Source organism: Capnocytophaga cynodegmi, assembly GCF_002302475.1.
Lineage (GTDB): Bacteria > Bacteroidota > Bacteroidia > Flavobacteriales > Flavobacteriaceae > Capnocytophaga > Capnocytophaga cynodegmi.
The window spans coordinates 2,056,545-2,075,000 of record NZ_CP022378.1 but is presented as its reverse complement, the minus strand read 5'-3'; the positions used below and the strand labels follow the sequence as shown (position 1 = coordinate 2,075,000).

Here is an 18,456-nt window from a genome sequence, read left to right as displayed (position 1 = left end):
TCCAGCTTCACGGAGTCGAGTTGCAGACTCCGATCCGAACTGTGACCGGCTTTATAGATTCGCTCCTGCTCACGCAGTGGCTGCTCTCTGTACCGGCCATTGTAGCACGTGTGTAGCCCAAGATGTAAGGGCCGTGATGATTTGACGTCATCCCCACCTTCCTCACGGTTTGCACCGGCAGTCCCGTTAGAGTGCTCGACTTAACTCGCTAGCAACTAACAGCAGGGGTTGCGCTCGTTATAGGACTTAACCTGACACCTCACGGCACGAGCTGACGACAACCATGCAGCACCTTGAAAAACGTCCGAAGAAATATCTATCTCTAGATACGTCGTTTCCCATTTAAACCTTGGTAAGGTTCCTCGCGTATCATCGAATTAAACCACATGCTCCACCGCTTGTGCGGGCCCCCGTCAATTCCTTTGAGTTTCACACTTGCGTGCGTACTCCCCAGGTGGGATACTTATCACTTTCGCTTAGCCACTCAAAATTACTTCCAAACAGCTAGTATCCATCGTTTACAGCGTGGACTACCAGGGTATCTAATCCTGTTCGCTCCCCACGCTTTCGTCCATCAGCGTCAATAATTTGTTAGTAACATGCCTTCGCAATCGGTGTTCTGTGTAATATCTATGCATTTCACCGCTACACTACACATTCCAGCTACTTCACAAACATTCAAGACCTACAGTTTCAAAGGCAGTTACTCAGTTGAGCTCAGTGCTTTCACCTCTGACTTATAAGCCCGCCTACGGACCCTTTAAACCCAATGATTCCGGATAACGCTCGCATCCTCCGTATTACCGCGGCTGCTGGCACGGAGTTAGCCGATGCTTATTCGTATGGTACCGTCATCAATCTACACGTAGACCTTATTCTTCCCATACAAAAGCAGTTTACAACCCATAAGGCCGTCATCCTGCACGCGGCATGGCTGGATCAGTCTTCCGACCATTGTCCAATATTCCTCACTGCTGCCTCCCGTAGGAGTCTGGTCCGTGTCTCAGTACCAGTGTGGGGGACATCCCTCTCAGAACCCCTACCCATCGCAGCCTTGGTGTGCCGTTACCACTCCAACTAGCTAATGGGACGCGTACTCATCTTTTGCCACCGTAGCTTTAATTATTTAATGATGCCACCAAATAATACTATAAGGTATTAATCCAAATTTCTTCGGGCTATCCCTTAGCAAAAGGTAGATTGTACACGCGTTACGCACCCGTACGCCGGTCTCAAGTGCCGAAGCACTCTACCCCTCGACTTGCATGTGTTAGGCCTGCCGCTAGCGTTCATCCTGAGCCAGGATCAAACTCTTCATCGTTAAAATCTTTAATATTATAACCAAAGAAAGTAATTGACTCTAGGATAATTCTTTAAATCTTTTTTTTGTGCTGTCAACAATATATCAATGAACTATTTCGTCTATTCCAAAATTCACAACCTTATCTCAAGTTGCGGATGCAAAAGTAATACTTTTTTTAAAACTACCAAAACTTTTTGAACTTTTTTTTCAAAAATATTTTTTTTGAACTTTTCACTTTATTGCTAATCACTAACCCCTATTGACTAATGATTCTCTCAAAGCGGGTGCAAAAGTAATACTTTTTTCTAAACTACCAAAATTTTTTAAACTTTTTTTTAAAATATTTTTTTTTGAACTTTTCACTTTATTACTAATCACTAATCCCTATCGACTAATAACTTTCTCAAAGCGGGTGCAAAAGTAATACCTTTTTTCTAAACCACCAAAATTTTCTGAACTTTTTTTCAAAAATATTTTTTATCAAACAAAATAAAATACTGAAAAACAGTAGTTTATAGTAAAAACAAAAAAAATTAAAAACAATCAATAATTACAAAACTTAGAAAGAAAGACAATCAAAAGTAATGATTTCTCACATTGCAATACCATAATATATATCTAACTTGTTCAATAACTAACTTTTTTTACCTTTGCAAAAATTCAATTTTATGTACATATATAATTTAAGCGCTGTTGTAGAAAGAGACATCCATATACAATGGCTAAACTGGATAAAAGAAACATATATCCACAAAGTTTATGATACAAACAAAATTAAATCAGTGAGGATTTTTAAAATTTTGAATATGGAAAATGACATTACCTATGCCATTCATCACGAAACGGATTCTCCTCAAGATTTATTTGACTTCATCAAAAAAGAAATTCCTACACTCATACAATTAAATATGGAGAACTTTTCTAACAAAGTACTAATGTTCGGAACGGAACTTAAAGAAATCGAATTATAAATAAGGAAGCACTAAACAAAAATAACAAATCACGATGGAAGTAGTAAAAGCTAAAAAACATTTGGGACAACATTTCCTAAAAGACCTCAACATAGCTCAAAAAATTGCCTATACACTCTCTCTTTCGGGATATAGTAAGGTTTTGGAGATAGGTCCTGGAATGGGTGTGCTTACACAATTCCTTTTAAAGAGAGATACTGAAGTACACGTTATCGAAATTGACAAAGAATCGGTGAGTTATTTACAAAAAAACTTCCCTACTCTACAAAATAATATCATTAGTGATGATTTTTTGAAGTTCGATATCCTTTCATACTTCCGAAGTGAGCCTTTTGCCGTGATAGGCAACTTCCCTTACAACATTTCTTCGCAAATTATATTCAGAACACTCGAATTACGCGACTATATTCCCGAATTCAGCGGAATGTTTCAGAAAGAAGTGGCGGAACGTATCTGTGAAAAGCCAGGAAGTAAAACATATGGTATTCTATCTGTACTAACTCAAGCCTTCTATGAAGCAGAATACCTATTTACTGTATCAGAAAATGTGTTCAATCCGCCTCCTAAGGTCAAAAGTGGAGTACTTCGACTACAGCGGAAGGCAAATTATCATCTCGACTGCGACGAAAAGAAATTCTTTCACGTGGTAAAAACAGCGTTCAACCAAAGACGAAAAACGCTTCGTAATAGCTTAAAACAATTTCTTTTCAACGAAGAAGTCAAGCAGAATAAAATCTTTGATAAACGTCCCGAACAACTCTCGTGGCAGGAATTTCAATATATTACAAAGCTGATTGATTAAGCAGATTAAGGATAAAGTGTAAAGGAGTAAGGATAAAGTGTAAAGAAAAAAGGATAAAGTTGTAAAAACTAAGTAAAAAAGAACAAGAAATAATAAAAAAGAATAGAGAAAAATAAAAATCAATATCCGAAAATTGAAAATAAATAAAGAAAAATAGAAAATAATATACAGAATATAAAAATCAATATCTGGAAACTAAAAACAAATATGAGAAAACACAAATCAATATCCGAAAACTGAAAATAAATACAGAAAAATACAAAACAACATACAGAATATAAAAACAATACAAGAAAACTCAAAAAAAAGAACCACAGCGTACAATCATAGCAATCAGCAAGAAAAATTAAAATATTTTTATCAAAAAATTTGTTTTATTTATTTTAAAAACATATATTTACGGCAGATTTTTTCTTCTCTTAATAAAAAAATATTTCATAAACCTAAAAAGTAAAAGCTATGGCAAAACAAATGACTTTTAAGCAGGAACATTACACGGCAGTAGCAGACTTTATTGCTGTAAGTTTCGAGAGAGATTTGTCCGATTTCTCAAATGTATTTAAAACAATGAATGATTCTTATTTGGAAAAATTCAAACAGGCTATCGAGTCGGCTAAAAATTCAGTTTCAGCAACCGAACTAAAAATGAAACAAAAAGAAGCTACTAAGAAGCTGTATGAAACATCAAAAGAACTCAGCGATATTGTTTTACTACTAAAGAAATACGCTAAGAGAGCAAACGTTGATGTATCGATGTTGCAAGAAACCGTAAATCAACTAAAGGCAAGAAACGTAGAAACTCCCATAAAAACACTGCGTGATGCCCTTCCTTATCTAACAAGTGTAGCAAATAAGCTCGAAGATATGCCAGATAACTTCTTGGATAAGATACTTCCACTGGTGACTTCTTTGGAAAACTTAAATACTGAGCAAAATAAACTGATGAATGAAGGGAAAAAGATAAGCAACGAAAGAAAACCTATCTACAAAAACCTTTATAAGTACATCAGTGAAATTGCCGAAGCAGGTAAAATCATCTATAAAGACAGCTATAAAAAAAGTGAATACACCATTTCAAAAATTTTGGCACGTGTTCAGAGTAAACAAGTTAATGTAAAGGATAAAGTATAAAGAAGTAAAGGATAAAGTTATAAGAAACAAGTTGCAAGGAATAAAATTCAAGTTTCAAGTAGCAAAATTCCCTTTTTTAAGGGGGTTAGGGGGATGTTTAGTAACATAAATCAAGTTTCAAGAAACATAATTCCCCCTTTTAAGGGGGTTAGGGGGATGTTAGAAAAAGAATTAAAATAATAAACACCCTTTCTGTCAGGCTGAGCGAAGTCGAAGCCCAAAAAAGCACAAGGCTTCGACTTCGTTCAGCCTGACAATCCAAAAAATAAAATATTAGTAGAAATATTTTACTAAAGGTTAGACACAAAATACAAAAACCATACAAATCCTCTCAATAATTCCCCCTTTTAAGGGGGTTAGGGGGATGTAAAAACTCAAAAATCATCATTATAATAAAGGTATTCTATGTCAACATTTAAACTAACGGACGAACTTATTAAGCAAATCGAACTGCTTATCACTGAAAAGCGTAACAAAGAACTCGAAACGCTTTTAAATGATATGCACTACGCGGATATTGCTGAGATTATCCACGAATTGGATATCAAGGACGCTATTTATATCATACGATTGCTTGATACGGAAAAGACATCGGACGTTATCACGGAGTTAGATGAAGATTTTAGGGACAAGATACTCGAAAATATGTCCGCAAAAGAGATTGCGGATGAGTTAATTGAGCTTGATACGGACGATGCGGCGGATATCATCTCGGAACTTCCTGAAAAACGAAAAACAGAGGTCATTTCATACATCGAAGACGTAGAACACGCGAAGGACATCGTCGAGTTGCTTCGGTACGACGAAGATACCGCAGGGGGATTGATGGCTAAAGAGTTGGTAAGAGTCAATGAAAATTGGAATGTGCTCAAATGCGTAAAAGAAATGCGCGAACAAGCCGAGTTTGTAAAGCGAGTACACTCCATTTACGTGGTTGACGATAACGATGTGCTAAAAGGAAGGCTTTCACTGAAGGATTTATTAACTACATCAACTCGTTCAAACATCAAAGACATTTATATACCAAAGGTAGATTACGTTTACGTTACCGACACGGCGGAAGATGTAGCCCGAATAATGGCAAAATACGACTTGGAGGCTATTCCGGTAGTCGATGAAATGAAACGATTAGTCGGACGAATCACTATCGATGACGTGGTGGACGTTATCAAAGAGGAAGCAGAGAAAGATTATCAGTTAGCAGCAGGTATCACCCACGATGTAGAAGCTGACGATAGCATTTGGAAGCTCACTAAAGCCCGACTGCCTTGGCTACTTATCGGAATGTTCGGCGGATTAGGTGCAGCGAGTATTATCAATGGGTTTCAAGGCGCTATGGAACGCTTTCCGGTACTTTTAATCTTCATACCGCTCATTCAAGCTACCGCAGGGAACGTTGGTGTACAGTCATCGGCTATCGTAGTACAAGGACTTGCTAATGATTCTATCGATGGCGAAATATGGGGTAGGTTATTTAAAGAATTTCTTTTGGGTCTGATAAATGGATTAGCTATTGCCACAGTAGTGATTCTGGTTAGCCATTTTGTCTTCCAGACCAGCTATCTTATCAGCCTGACTGTAGCTGTTGCCTTAGTAACTGTGATAATTAACGCAGCAGTTATCGGAACTTTTATTCCTATCTTCCTACACAAGCGAGGGATTGACCCTGCTGTTGCCACAGGTCCGTTTATTACCACAAGTAATGACGTATTAGGTATCCTGATTTACTTTTCCATCGCGAAGATTATTCTAGGTTTTTAAAGAAATGAATATTCCTAAGTATCTAATATTATTTCGATTACTATTAGCTCCAACTATTTTATTATTAGCATACTTTTTAAAAGACGATGCACGAAGTATTATTGTTTTACTATTATTTTTAGGAATCTTATCAGACATTTTCGATGGAATCATTGCCCGAAAATTGAATATTTCTTCAGTAAAACTGAGACGTCTTGACAGCCAAACTGACCTTATCTTCTGGATTTCGGTAGGAATTTCTGCTTTTTGGTTAAATACTGAAATCATTAAACAACATACTACAGAAATTATATGTCTTTTCATAATGGAAGGAATGTGTTATACCATAAGTTTCTTACGATTTGGAAAAGAAACCTGCACACACGCTTTTTTATCAAAGGTTTGGGGCATTTGTTTGTTGGTAGCATTTGTTTCATTAATCGGATTTTCACACGGAGGTTTTCCTTTGCAATTAGCCATCTATTGGGGACTTTTTTCACAACTTGATGTAATCCTAATTATATTGTTACTCCCCAAATGGCAAAATGACGTACCAAGCACATATCACGCCTACCTAATTCGCAAGGGACTAGCTTTCAAAAAAAGTAAATGGTTAAATGATAATTAACATTCTTTTTTCTTTATTTCTTTTCCTTTGTGCTTTCAGTTTAAATTGCTACTTTTGCCGATTGAAAATCAAAACAACTACATAATAAAATGGCTAAGACTAAATATATTTTCGTAACAGGAGGTGTATCGTCTTCCTTAGGAAAAGGAATCATTGCGGCATCACTTGCCAAATTATTACAAGCAAGAGGCTATCGTGTTACGATTCAGAAGTTTGACCCATATATCAACGTTGATCCTGGAACACTTAATCCGTATGAACACGGAGAATGCTTCGTTACTGAAGACGGAGCCGAAACTGACCTTGATTTAGGGCATTACGAACGCTTTTTGAATGTACATACCTCACAGGCTAATAACGTAACCACTGGTCGTATTTATCAGAGTGTAATAGAAAAAGAACGAAGAGGCGAATTTTTAGGGAAAACTGTGCAAGTGGTACCTCATATCACCAATGAAATCAAGCAACGTATGCAGATTTTAGGACAAACTGGTGATTATGATATCGTTATCACAGAAATTGGAGGAACAGTAGGTGATATTGAATCACTTCCTTATATCGAATCTGTTAGGCAATTGCTCTGGGATTTAGGCGAAAATAACGGAATTGTAGTCCACCTAACTTTAGTTCCGTTTTTAGCAGCTGCAGGTGAGCTTAAAACAAAACCTACCCAGCATAGTGTCAAAACACTAATGGAAAGTGGAATTAAGGCCGACATATTAGTTTGCCGTACTGAACACGAACTATCAGATGATTTGCGTTATAAATTAGCTTTGTTCTGCAACGTAAAACGAGAAGCTGTAATTCAATCTATTGATGCCTCAACAATTTACGACGTTCCAAATATGATGCTCTTGGAAGGTTTGGATAAAGTTACTTTAAAGAAATTAGCTCTACCTGATAAAAAAGAACCCGATTTAACACAATGGAATGTATTTTTGCAACGTCATAAAAATCCCAAAAACAGAGTTAAAATCGGATTGGTTGGAAAATATGTTGAATTACAAGATTCATATAAATCCATTTTGGAGGCTTTCATTCACGCAGGAGCCGAAAATGAAGTAAAAGTAGAGGTGGAAAGTATCCATTCGGAACATCTTGATAGCGAAAATATAAGGGAAAAACTCGGACATTTAGACGGAGTTTTGGTCGCACCTGGTTTCGGAAATCGAGGTATTGAAGGTAAAATTGAGGCTATTCGTTTTGTTCGTGAAAACAAAATTCCTTTTTTAGGAATTTGCTTAGGAATGCAAATGGCTGTAATAGAGTTTGCCAGAAATAAAGCCAACTTATTGAATGCCAACTCAACAGAAATGGATATCAACACGGAATACGCAGTTATCAACTTAATGGAAAGTCAAAAAGAGGTAACAAATAAGGGTGGCACAATGCGATTGGGTGCTTGGGATTGCAAATTACTAAAAAACAGTAATATATATGAGGCTTATGGAAAAGAAAATATTTCAGAACGCCATCGTCATCGTTACGAATTCAATAATGAATTCAAGGATACCCTAGAAAAAGCAGGACTGCGTTGTACAGGAGTTAACCCTGAAACAAATTTAGTAGAAGTCATTGAAATTCAAGATCATCCTTGGTTTGTAGGTGTGCAATATCATCCAGAATATAAAAGTACAGTAGCTAATCCTCACCCACTTTTTGTGGCTTTTGTGAAAGCAGCTTTGAAATACAAACTAAACAAAAAATAAAAATTTAATAAAAGTAAATGGAAGAAAAAAAAATAGACTTTAAGACCATCTTAGGATTTGTCCTTATCTTCATATTGGTTATGTGGATGATGTATAACAATCGTCCTACAGAACAAGAAATAGCTCAACAAAAAGCTGATAGAGAACGTATTGAAGCTGAAAAAGTAAAGCAAAATAACAGCTCACAAGCTCAAAATACAGCTACTTACACTTCTATTCCTACCGATTCAGTAGCTTTAGCAAATTACAAATCGTCATTGGGTGTGTTTGCCTATTCAGCCTCGCTCCCTTCTGCAAAAGATGAGGTTACTACAATTGAAAATAAAGATATTAAGCTGACTATCAGCAATAAAGGTGGAGAAATCCAAGAAGTTTTCTTGAAAGAGTTTAAAACCTATGACAAAGAAAACTTGTATTTAATTCAGGATAAAAACGCTTCACTTTCATTGAATTTTACTACCTCACAAAATTTGAACCTGAACACGAAAGATTTATATTTTGAGCCTTCGTTTTCTGAAAATAATGGAGTGAAAGTACTTTCAATGAAATTAAAAACTTCTGAAAATCAATATTTAGAATATGTTTACACTCTTCCAAGTGAAGGATATATGGTTGATTTTCTGATACGTTCACAAGGCTTTTCAAATATAATTAATTCATCAAAAGCCACCACTTTGGATTGGAGTTTGAAAGCCCGAAGAATGGAAAAAAGTGTAACTTATGAAAATCGTTACACACAATTAACACTCCAGTATGAAGATGACAAAATTGAGCGTATGAGTGAAGGAGGAGACGATGCTGGAGAAGAAAAAAACATACATTGGGTAGCTTTCAAACAGCATTTATTTTCTTCTATTTTGATTTCTGACAAGCCTTTTGAAAATGGGAAATTTACATCTAAAAACTTAGTAAATGATGAGGGAGTAGATGTCAAATTCACAAAGGATTACACAGCTCAAATTCCAATTTCATTACAGGGAGGAGAAATCAATGAATCATTACACTTTTACTTCGGACCGAGTGATTATCAAATCCTTGAAAAATATGAACAATACAATCTAACTGATTTGATTCCACTTGGTTGGGGAATTTTTGGTTGGCTCAATAAATGGTTATTTATTCCGTTATTTGGCTTCTTATCGAATTACTTTTCCATTGGATTGTGTATCATTTTGATGACTATCATCGTTCGTTTGCTACTTTCTCCAATGGTTTATAAATCATATATTTCACAAGCAAAGATGAAAGTTTTGCGTCCTGAAATTAATGAGATTAATGAGAAATACAAAGAACCAATGAAACGCCAACAAGAAACGATGGATTTGTATCGAAAAGCACGTGTAAATCCATTAAGTGGTTGTATTCCAGCACTTTTACAACTTCCTGTTTTCTTGGCTCTTTTCAACTTTTTCCCAACAGAATTCGGACTACGCCAAAAAGCATTTCTTTGGGCTGACGACCTTTCTTCATACGATGCTGTATTGGAACTTCCTTTCAGTATTCCTTTCTATGGAAGTCACGTTAGTTTGTTCCCTTTCTTAGCTTCAGTTGCTATTCTAATTTACTCACTGATGACAATGTCTCAAAGTATGCAACAACAGCAACCAGGAATGCCTAATATGAAATTTTTGATTTATCTATCGCCAATAATGATGTTATTTTTCTTTAACAATTATGCTAGTGGACTGAGTTTATACTATTTTGTATCAAACTTACTTACTATTTTCATAATGTTAGCCATCAAATATTGGATTATTGATGAAAAGAAAATTCACGCACAGATTGAGGAAAATAAGAAAAAACCTAAAAAGGAAAGTAACTTCCAACGTAAAATGCGTGAAATGATGGAACAAGCTGAAGCACAGCGAAAAGCTCAACAAAAAAAATAGATATAATACAAAAAAGGCAATTCGTTTTTGAATTGCCTTTTTTATTTCCAAAAAGGGTCAATCGTTTTTGAAATCAATGTATTTTCTACAAGAAAATGATTTAACTCATCATTTATATACAAATTGTCAGTTTCATATAACAACACATCCGATTGAGCGGCTAATGCGTACAGCTGTTCTGTTATTGTACTTATGTAAGATGAAATAGGAACCTTATAAGAATATCCCATTTCTTTCATAATTTCAGAATAAAAAGCACGAATTTCCCTTATTTTTTCTATTTTATCAAACGTATTTTCTCCAAAAAATAGTAAAAATCTAACTTTTGAAAGCATTTCCCTTGAAATTTGTTTAAAAAAACTTCGTAAAAATGAATATTCTGAATCACACAAGAGATAAATATAATTTATTTGATTAATATTATCAATTATTTGAGCTAAATTAGAAACTTCTCGAATAATTATTGATTTTTTATCAACATTTTTAGCACTCAATAGATTTTCCATATTATTGAATAATATCTCAAAGCATTCTTGATCTTCAGAGTCTAAATTTTCACTCCATATATGTATCCTTTCATATTTAGGTGATTGCAATAAATTTCCTATTGCGTGGTATCCTCTCAAATAAGGAGGAAATCCCGCTATGTGTTCCATTTCTAAAACCTCTGATTCTAAACCTTTTAAACTTATATTTTGAATTTCTGAAATTACTTTTTCAATTGCCTTTTCTCTATGTTTTCCCATAATCGTTTCGCTATCAAGGGTTCCACTAACGTTTTTTCTGTTTTTTGCTTTACAAACGGATACAACTCCCATTCTTCCTTTGATGCAAAAAACTGATTTTTTAAATTTATATTCTGTAATTTTTCTTCAAATAAGATTTGTTCTTCTTGAGCTTTTTCTTTTATTTTTCTTTGCAAAGTATGATTTTTCACTTGTTCCAGCAATCCTCCTGACTTTTCAATACTTTGAAACAATACAAGTGATTTTTTAGCAATCTCATAAGAAATTGTCTCAAAGCTACATATTCCATTTAAAAAATAAGCTTTTCGATTTTGGATAATTTTCTGTATTTGCTCTGCATTACTTAAATCACTTTCAATGGTATTTTTTTTATAAATTATTGGATTTTTTGGAATTACAAAATCTGCTCCGCTTAAAATAGCACTTTCATAGGCAAGTGAAATACAATTTTCGTTATATTTTGATTTTGAGATAGATAGCCCTCTATTGGAAGGTTCAGCGATAAAGAAAATTTTTATATTATAACCAAATGTTTCAAAAACACTTTCTGCAACCTGCCTAAAAGCCCTTGTTTTTGAGGTTTCAAGCATAAAATTATTTCCTACCGCAACTTTAAAACACAAATTTAACTCATTGATAATATTATATTTATCTATTAATTTAAAATATTCCATCGCTTGAGAAATTCCATAAGCAATCTGTTGTATTATTCCTGCACCTGCGTTTTGGTATAATGTTGTATCTACAAAAATCACAGGATTTTGGCTAGAAATACTATTTTTAACAATCTCTAAATCAGAAATTTGATTATTACCCCATTTTCCTTTCTTAAGAAATTCATTAATACAATCGTTACAAATAAATATTCTCTGGCTGACATTTTTTATCAAACTACTTAATTTTTGAACGAGAGACGGATTTAAGTAATGAATATCAATAAAATAAACTCCCTTTTCTGGTAATTGTGATAAAAATTCTCCCCAATTATTTTCTGAATAATGCAGTGTTATGAAAAAATATTGAACATTTTGGGATAACCAAAAGTCAATTCGCTGAAGGGTATGTTGTACATTTGAGCAATAAAGTGAAATCATTCCTTTTGCTTCTGTATTGACTTCGTAGGTAACTTTCCTATTTTCAGAGGAATAGAACGGAAGTACGGAAATTCCTTCGTGTGACTTATACAATAAATCGTTATAATCAGTTCCTTGTAACTCAAACTGAATTTGCTGCTTCCATTGCTTAATGGTTGTTTTTGGAGTTTCTTCAGAATACATTTCCATCATAATAAAATAAGATTCCAAAATTATGAAAATAATTTCACTTTTGGAATCTTAACAGAGATGATTAGCACTCAAATTACAAAATCTGAGTTTGAGAAAAAATAATGTCCTATCTCCCGATAGGTTTAATTAAAGAACGTATATCATTTATATTTATAATGAAATACATATCCATATAGTCTTTATTATTGTATTTTTCGATGTTTTTATTGAACGTATTAACATTAATATCAGTCGCTTGCATAAAGGAATAGTCTGTCCCTACCATCGTAGTTTCCAAAAGAAAAGGTCTTTTTTTATCAGGATTAGCATAATACCCCAAATAGACGTGTCCTGGCTGAAAAACCATAAATGCTTCTATTCCTACTTTTCGCAAAGCACTACAGAGAAAAACTGTTCCATCGACACAATTAGCCTGTGTATTGTTCATCACTTCATCTGCAAATCGAATGTACTGACTTATCACATTAGGATTTGACGAATTATTACTTGTATCAGTTATGCTACTATATTTCACACCCTTAGAACGCAGTGTCAGGAACATCGCACGTACTTGATTTATAACATTCACGGCAACTGCATTCAAATTTTCTCCTTGATAACCAGTAAAAGCCTTTAAATCAGTTGTATTAAGAACATCTTTTAAGAAAACATCAATCACTGGGCTATCTTCGTTTACATAAGCTCCCATAAAATGGAACAACGGATACACTTTTCCCTGTAACTTAGCTACGAGTACACATTCATTGATAGATGTATAACGCACCTTTATATCCTTACTTCCGAGTTTATCCCCTGCTGTATTTCTACAAAAAAAAGTAAAATCAGCATACCCAGATTGTTTCATTTGCTTTAGAACATCATATTTCCATTTTATTTTTGGAGAAAAACTATTATGCCCTGTTGTAACTTCTTTAGTTATTTCTGTTTTATAATTTAAAGCAGTTTCTTCAATCACAACTTCAATAACTCCATTTTCTTCCGCTTCAAAATCAATATAGAAAAAATCAATTGCTTGATTTGTTTGTCGTTCCACCTCTGCTAATCCAAAAATGGCTGATGTGTAGATGGTATTTGCCAAATCTGCCTGAAATTGCACATTGAACGTACCTTTAACAGAAGAACCTTCTTTTCCCTCTTTTGAACAACTTACCAATAATATGCTCAAAAAGAACAAAATTATTTTCTTCATAGCACCTGTTTTTTGATTGAAGTTTAGCTCATACAATAACAAAATATTATTGAAAAAATAACGCAACAATAGTTTGCATCTTCATCTCTCATTGAAATAAAAGCAAAACTTCTCATCAATCAAAATATCTAAAAAACAGATACCTTTAATAACTTAGTATGTATGCTTCCCTTTTCAATGATTTGTAGTTAGTCCCATCTATAAACAATTTTTCATCACAAAAATATGTACAATATACATTGTAATCAATCCCTATTTCTGGGCATTTTAGAAGTTAATATTAGTTAATTTTTGTGTATTTTTTTAACATTTCTTTATTTTCTCCAAACCAAATGCCCATCACAAGGAATACCTCTATTTCCGCTTCTGGTTAGGGAGATGGCTCCACTGTTTTTATCGTCAAGATTATAGAGCTTCCCATTGGCAGGAATCACAGATATATAGCCAAATTTTCCGCCTACTGCTCCTACCCACGAGCCATCAGGATAATCGTGGTCACTCCACGCCATACCACGAGAGCCTCGCGAGGTAAAAGCAATGAATTTCCCGTCGGGGGAGAATGTAGGGAAACCTTCACCGTCCCAACTTGCCCAATCGTAAGTAGTACTGGTTGTGATTTGTTGGCGGTTGCTGCCATCGATGTCGCAAAGCCACAGATGTTTGTCCTTACAATATACAAACTTTGTTCCTTGTGGATTCACTCTGTACGAACCGCCTCCATCGGCAGAGCATACCTTTTGATACGTTTTATATCCGTCGGCAGGACTCATCTTGTAAACCGAATTGCCCACCTGTACGTATAACGTATTATCCAACGTCCAAACAGGTTTCCCCCAATCGTAATACTTTGTATTGGACGGATTGCAACGCCCTACTTCGTTATCTTTGTGTGCATCGATGATAATCGTAGGCATATCCGAATATCCCTGTCCTTGTAGTGCAATATACTTCTCATTAGGAGAAATAAAGGCATCAAGGGTGATTACATCTCCCCATTCGTATTCAAAATCGTGGATATTCTTACCGTCGGTTCTTACTTCTTGATGCGTTACAGAGTCGCTAATGCTCCTATATACAATACGTTTATGATTAAATCCTTGTACATCAAGGGTAAAAAGCACCTTTGAAGTATCCCACGACACATCATACGTTTGTAAAACTTGTGTCGAACTTACTTTTGCTACTTTTTCCGTATATTTATTATCCGTTAGATTATATACAGACACCTCGTCAGTAAACCGAATGAATAAATTTCCGCTAAGATTATGTGCTCCTGCACTTGATTCGCCTTCTTTGGAACAAGATGACAAGAAAGCCAATAACATTATTCTGAATAATAACATCATCTTTTTCATATTTATGCATTAAAGTTACTTTCTAAAAGATACCATTATGTAATGTTTCTGTTTGTAATGTGATGCCTCAGATTGTTTGTTTCTATCAAAGAAAGGGAAGTCAAAGTCTTTTTCTATCTCCAAATCATATTACTGAAATAACCTGCCACAGAATAACCATAATTGTCTTTAATCATTATGGCTCCGCTGGTGGGGTCTTTCAAATCATAGAGTTTGTTATTATCAGGAATGATAAATACATATCCATACGCTCCGCCAACTACAGTAACGTGAGGCAAACGTGGTTGCAAAGGGTCATAATCTGTCCACATCCGACCGATTGTAGGTGAACCTACAAAGGCGATATACTTCCCATCGGGTGAAAATACAGGCTGATACTCTCCGTCGGCTTTAGAACTTCCTGATGGCGGACTGGTGGTAATCTGTTGCAATCCACTTCCGTCAATATTCTGTATCCACAAATGATTTTTGTATCGGAAAGCAACTCGTGTTCCCTGCGGATTTACAGCCACATAACTCGCCCTATTACCATTATTGATGTTCAAAACCTGCTCTACTTGTGTTCCATAATCTTCTCTCCAGCGATACAGCACCCCTCTGATAGCAAAAAATAGCTCATTGTTAAGCGTCCAAACTGGTGTAGATTGGTACTCTAAATCCGCTTTAGAGGTATAAAACTCAGCTAAAAGTTTCCCTGTCTGTGTGTCTAACAAAAGTACTCCTCTGTCTTCCCAATAGTTGCCATCTACAGCAACGTATCTTTTATTGGGAGAAACCCGTATTGGGGCTTCGCGATAGAATTCTCCTTCGGGGCTAATACCATTATATTGATATTTGAAACTAAAGACATTACCGTTGGAAGGTATTCCATTGGGGTCGGAAATCGTACTGTACCACGTATATTATCCCTCAAAAGGTCTCATTATAAAAGTTTGCTTATCTTGATAGGAGTCAAAAGTACGGCTTGTACCTATCGACAATGCTATTTCTTTGCTTCCGTAGGAGAAATCATAACCTGTAACTCCTGGTCCTCTGTCCGTTTTGGTCACTTTAAAGAGCTTTCCTGTTTTAAAATCGTACGAACGAATGCCATCAGTAGCAAATTCGATGTATAATGTTCCGGGCAAATTATTTAATGACGATGCCCCACCTCCTCCATTGTCCTCTTTAGAACAAGAACTATACACCAATGTACATAAAAGACTTGTAAATATTATTAATATCTTTTTCATATTTATCAATTTTTATAGTTAAACTTTTACTCTTCTTGTCAGGATGAGCGAAGTCGAAGCCTTTTTCTTACTCACCAACTCGCTCAACGTGACAAATTAAATGATTTTACTGCTTAAATTTCTTGTTACTTGGTTCTTGAAAACTTGTTTCTTCCTTGCGCTTTAAGGTCTCCAAACTAAATGACCATCGCAAGGAATACCTGCAGCACCTTCAGGATTCTTCAAATAGATGGCTCCATTGTTCTTCTCATCAAGATTTCGTAATTTTCCGTCTGCAGGAATAATGCACAAATACCCGAAACGACTGCCTGTTACGTTTATATCCAAATCAGCATCTGTCCACCCAGCTCCCGTGGTTCCAGTTGTGGTAAAAACAATATGTTTGCCATCGGGTGAAAATGCTGGACGAGCATCTCCCTTGTAGTTTTTCTTTCTAGAAATATCATAAGTAGTAATTTGTCGCATATCGCTTCCGTCTGAATTGCACATCCATAAGAAATAATCTTTACGAAAAACAAACTTTGAACCATCAGGACTTACTGCCAAATAACTTCCGCCTTTAATATTGGAAATGATTTGCTGAGCATCAGCATATTCTCCGTCGGGGGCACACTTCCAAACACTATTGCCAATGCGAAAATACAACACGTTTTGAGCGTCCCATACGGGTTTTTCGTGATAATCCAACGCTTCCTTAGGGTCTGTCCATTCGCGTACTATTCTACCTTTGGCATTAACAATAACGATTGGCATCTTTGCCCAACGTTGTGGCTCAAGTGCAAAATATTGTTCGTTGGGAGCAATGATAGGTTGTGTATCTCCAATTTTATCCCACTCGATGGTTACATTAATAAGATTTCTGTCATCATCAACTTTTGCCATTTTTTCTCCCATATCACGAAGTACAAAACGCTGTACATCTGAATCCCAAGTTTCTGATGCAATCATATATTTCTTTCCGTCCCACGACACATCAAATCCTTTTTTAGTAGAACTTGAACCTATCAGAAATACTGATTTATTATAATTTCCGTTAAAAAGTGTGTATTTACCTACTTTACCTGCAAATTGCCAATGTATCGTTCCTGAAAGATGACTTGCCGAAGTATTTCCTTCTCCCCCATCATCTTTACTGCACGAAGCTATTAACAGACTGAATATGTAGAATAACATCACGTACATCTTTTTCATATTATTCTTAAATTTATTTTTTACGATTTTGAAGTTCTTATTATTTGATTATCAAAACCTTTCACTTTCTATTATCGAACTGATTGAAGTCGAAGCTCCCTCTCATCACCCATAGACTTCGCTAAGAGTGGTGAATCAAATAATTTTAACTTTAAATTCTTGATTTTTTACTTATTCCTTGTTTATTCTTTTTGGAAATAGGTGTATCCATCTACCACGATGGTAGCGTCATCTCCTTTTGTAGAAGGTCTCCCGTAGAAGAAACTATGTGTAGAAGTCGTGCCGTTACTGTATCGGAGAGTTAGATTTCCGTCGGAAATGGTGTACGTTCCGACGTATTTTTGCCCTGAATAGCTGCCACTTCCTATGCCACTTCCCGAGGTTTGAGTGAAAGCACTTTTATCATTGGAGAACTTACCATTACCATCAAAATACAGATAGCCACTCACCCCTGAAGCTGAAAAATTACCTGCAGCATCAAGCACTGCAATATTTTGAAACTTGTAGCCACTGGGCGGAATCTGATTGACAAATTCTACTTTGAACATAAAATAGGCTCCATCAGCTAACATATAGCTATAGTTGTCCATATATTCATAGTACGATTTCTCACCTGATTTACTCGTAGTGGTAAGTTTATTACCTTGAATGGTGTAGTTTCCGTCAACTCGAGTTTTCCAATCGCTCTTGCGAAGTCCTTCGGTGTATGTTCCGTCATCTCGAAGGTAGATAGCAAGGTCATATCTACTTGAACCGATAAACCAAATACCTGCATAAACGCCCGTTCCAGGCTTGGTAGCGTTAGTTCCAGTATTAGTATCTCCCGAAGAACTTCCTTCTTTCTTGAAAACCATATCAAAAGCTCCAGCCCCTGTTCCATAAGTGAACTGCAAAGTAGTGTTGTTATCACTAAATTGTATAGGAAACTCTATTTCTTGCCCATTTTGAGAGATGAAATATTTTCCGTTACGTTTCGTCCAAGTTCCTGATTCGGTAGAACTATCACAATCCGTGGAATTTTGCGACTTCAAAGCAGAGAAAAATAATTCAAAGTTTGTTGCCCCTACGGTAAGTTTAGAATTTTTAAAACACGGCAATTCAGGTCTTGTAACATCAACCACCTGCCCATTTTGAACGATGGCTTTAAGATTCCAAACACCTTGAAAAGGTTCACTTGCTTCGCTTTCTTTCCCACACGAAGCAAAGCAAACCATAACCAAAAGTAATTTAATTTTCTGATTAAGTCTTTTTAAGTTTTTCATTGTTTGTAATTTTTAAGTTCTT

The 18,456-nt window shown here is 35.5% G+C and carries 15 protein-coding genes and 1 rRNA gene (1 of these 16 cut by a window edge); 7 read left to right on the top strand and 9 right to left on the bottom strand.

Translation table 11 applies throughout. The features are described 5' to 3' along the window. A 16S ribosomal RNA gene (locus CGC48_RS09220) occupies nt 1-1,321 on the bottom strand (it extends 195 nt beyond the left edge of the window). Between the two features lie 650 nt (nt 1,322-1,971). On the opposite strand from CGC48_RS09220, the gene CGC48_RS09215 reads away from it, so the two are divergent. The 7 genes from CGC48_RS09215 to yidC all read left to right on the top strand — a co-directional run bounded on the left by CGC48_RS09215 (nt 1,972) and on the right by yidC (nt 10,173). Continuing rightward, nucleotides 1,972-2,274, top strand: a complete 303-nt coding sequence (locus tag CGC48_RS09215) for a DUF4286 family protein (protein ID WP_098029342.1) — start codon at nt 1,972-1,974, stop codon at nt 2,272-2,274. A 34-nt stretch (nt 2,275-2,308) separates the two neighbouring features. Then, nucleotides 2,309-3,076: a 16S rRNA (adenine(1518)-N(6)/adenine(1519)-N(6))-dimethyltransferase RsmA gene (rsmA, locus tag CGC48_RS09210; RefSeq protein WP_098029341.1), complete on the top strand. Its 768-nt coding sequence runs from the start codon at nt 2,309-2,311 to the stop codon at nt 3,074-3,076. A 459-nt stretch (nt 3,077-3,535) separates the two neighbouring features. After that, on the top strand, nt 3,536-4,207 hold the full coding sequence (locus CGC48_RS09205) for a hypothetical protein (protein WP_013997667.1): 672 nt from the start codon (nt 3,536-3,538) through the stop codon (nt 4,205-4,207). Nucleotides 4,208-4,612: 405 nt separating this feature from the next. Then, the gene (mgtE, locus tag CGC48_RS09200) at nt 4,613-5,968 is read left to right on the top strand and encodes a magnesium transporter (RefSeq protein WP_098029340.1); all 1,356 of its coding nucleotides are present in this window, start codon (nt 4,613-4,615) and stop codon (nt 5,966-5,968) included. Between the two features lie 4 nt (nt 5,969-5,972). Then, nucleotides 5,973-6,575, top strand: coding sequence for a CDP-alcohol phosphatidyltransferase family protein (locus tag CGC48_RS09195; protein ID WP_098029339.1), 603 nt, complete (start codon nt 5,973-5,975; stop codon nt 6,573-6,575). 89 nt (nt 6,576-6,664) lie between these two features. After that, the gene (locus CGC48_RS09190) at nt 6,665-8,284 is read left to right on the top strand and encodes a CTP synthase (RefSeq protein ID WP_098029338.1); all 1,620 of its coding nucleotides are present in this window, start codon (nt 6,665-6,667) and stop codon (nt 8,282-8,284) included. 17 nt (nt 8,285-8,301) lie between these two features. After that, nucleotides 8,302-10,173: a membrane protein insertase YidC gene (gene yidC, locus CGC48_RS09185; RefSeq protein WP_098029337.1), complete on the top strand. Its 1,872-nt coding sequence runs from the start codon at nt 8,302-8,304 to the stop codon at nt 10,171-10,173. A gap of 41 nt (nt 10,174-10,214) precedes the next feature. On the opposite strand, the gene CGC48_RS09180 is transcribed toward yidC, so the two are convergent. The 8 genes from CGC48_RS09180 to CGC48_RS09150 form a co-directional block, all read right to left on the bottom strand. Further along, entirely contained in the window at nt 10,215-10,919 is a 705-nt protein-coding gene (locus CGC48_RS09180) for a hypothetical protein (protein ID WP_098029336.1), read from the bottom strand. After that, nucleotides 10,883-12,205 (bottom strand): methylmalonyl-CoA mutase family protein, encoded by a 1,323-nt coding sequence (locus tag CGC48_RS09175; RefSeq protein ID WP_098029335.1) that lies wholly within the window; start codon nt 12,203-12,205, stop codon nt 10,883-10,885. The genes CGC48_RS09180 and CGC48_RS09175 overlap by 37 nt, the downstream gene beginning before the upstream one ends. Nucleotides 12,206-12,311: 106 nt before the next feature. Beyond that, nucleotides 12,312-13,394: a hypothetical protein gene (locus tag CGC48_RS09170; RefSeq protein ID WP_157909901.1), complete on the bottom strand. Its 1,083-nt coding sequence runs from the start codon at nt 13,392-13,394 to the stop codon at nt 12,312-12,314. Nucleotides 13,395-13,708: 314 nt separating this feature from the next. Next, nucleotides 13,709-14,740, bottom strand: a complete 1,032-nt coding sequence (locus CGC48_RS09165) for a TolB family protein (RefSeq protein ID WP_157909900.1) — start codon at nt 14,738-14,740, stop codon at nt 13,709-13,711. A gap of 122 nt (nt 14,741-14,862) precedes the next feature. Continuing rightward, entirely contained in the window at nt 14,863-15,462 is a 600-nt protein-coding gene (locus CGC48_RS11860; RefSeq protein ID WP_232780490.1) for a TolB family protein, read from the bottom strand. 189 nt (nt 15,463-15,651) lie between these two features. Continuing rightward, entirely contained in the window at nt 15,652-15,981 is a 330-nt protein-coding gene (locus CGC48_RS11855; protein ID WP_232780489.1) for a hypothetical protein, read from the bottom strand. Between the two features lie 162 nt (nt 15,982-16,143). Continuing rightward, entirely contained in the window at nt 16,144-17,172 is a 1,029-nt protein-coding gene (locus tag CGC48_RS09155; RefSeq protein ID WP_098029332.1) for a TolB family protein, read from the bottom strand. Nucleotides 17,173-17,354: 182 nt separating this feature from the next. Further along, entirely contained in the window at nt 17,355-18,434 is a 1,080-nt protein-coding gene (locus tag CGC48_RS09150; protein ID WP_098029331.1) for a lipocalin family protein, read from the bottom strand. Between the last annotated feature and the right edge of the window lie 22 nt (nt 18,435-18,456).

Coding starts and splice junctions, on each gene's coding strand:
- CGC48_RS09215 (WP_098029342.1), top strand. CDS start 1,972: ATGTACATATATAATTTAAGCGCTGTTGTAGAAAGAGACATCCATATA.
- rsmA (WP_098029341.1), top strand. CDS start 2,309: ATGGAAGTAGTAAAAGCTAAAAAACATTTGGGACAACATTTCCTAAAA.
- CGC48_RS09205 (WP_013997667.1), top strand. CDS start 3,536: ATGGCAAAACAAATGACTTTTAAGCAGGAACATTACACGGCAGTAGCA.
- mgtE (WP_098029340.1), top strand. CDS start 4,613: ATGTCAACATTTAAACTAACGGACGAACTTATTAAGCAAATCGAACTG.
- CGC48_RS09195 (WP_098029339.1), top strand. CDS start 5,973: ATGAATATTCCTAAGTATCTAATATTATTTCGATTACTATTAGCTCCA.
- CGC48_RS09190 (WP_098029338.1), top strand. CDS start 6,665: ATGGCTAAGACTAAATATATTTTCGTAACAGGAGGTGTATCGTCTTCC.
- yidC (WP_098029337.1), top strand. CDS start 8,302: ATGGAAGAAAAAAAAATAGACTTTAAGACCATCTTAGGATTTGTCCTT.
- CGC48_RS09180 (WP_098029336.1), bottom strand. CDS start 10,919: ATGGGAAAACATAGAGAAAAGGCAATTGAAAAAGTAATTTCAGAAATT.
- CGC48_RS09175 (WP_098029335.1), bottom strand. CDS start 12,205: ATGATGGAAATGTATTCTGAAGAAACTCCAAAAACAACCATTAAGCAA.
- CGC48_RS09170 (WP_157909901.1), bottom strand. CDS start 13,394: ATGAAGAAAATAATTTTGTTCTTTTTGAGCATATTATTGGTAAGTTGT.
- CGC48_RS09165 (WP_157909900.1), bottom strand. CDS start 14,740: ATGATGTTATTATTCAGAATAATGTTATTGGCTTTCTTGTCATCTTGT.
- CGC48_RS11855 (WP_232780489.1), bottom strand. CDS start 15,981: ATGAAAAAGATATTAATAATATTTACAAGTCTTTTATGTACATTGGTG.
- CGC48_RS09155 (WP_098029332.1), bottom strand. CDS start 17,172: ATGAAAAAGATGTACGTGATGTTATTCTACATATTCAGTCTGTTAATA.
- CGC48_RS09150 (WP_098029331.1), bottom strand. CDS start 18,434: ATGAAAAACTTAAAAAGACTTAATCAGAAAATTAAATTACTTTTGGTT.